Genomic DNA, 249 nt, shown 5'->3' with positions numbered 1-249 from the left:
GAGAGACTGACAGCAGATATTATCGAAGCAGAAGCTGCAGTATTTCAGATCGTAGGTCACGATTTCACAAACGAAAAATATCAGCCCCTCCCTGAAAAAGCAAGGATCGCATTATTAAAAATGGCCCAATACTTTGCCATGCTGAATGATGATGAATCTATGATGAAAGGCTTTACGTCAGAAAAAATGGGCGATTATTCATATGCGAAGGCAGCTGAACAAGTCAAAGGCAGGCCCTATGTATATGCC

Annotated in this window: 1 protein-coding gene; it reads left to right on the top strand. The window is 41.8% G+C overall.

The annotated features are described in order from the left end of the window. A partial coding sequence (locus tag R0J92_RS25280) for a DUF3199 family protein (protein ID WP_411053713.1) occupies positions 1-249 on the top strand: 249 nt, incomplete at both ends.

It is taken from the genome of Tritonibacter sp. SIMBA_163, from assembly GCF_046535935.1.
Classification (GTDB): domain Bacteria; phylum Pseudomonadota; class Alphaproteobacteria; order Rhodobacterales; family Rhodobacteraceae; genus Epibacterium; species Epibacterium scottomollicae.
Note: the sequence above shows the minus strand (reverse complement) of the source record. Positions and strands in the feature narration are given on the sequence as shown.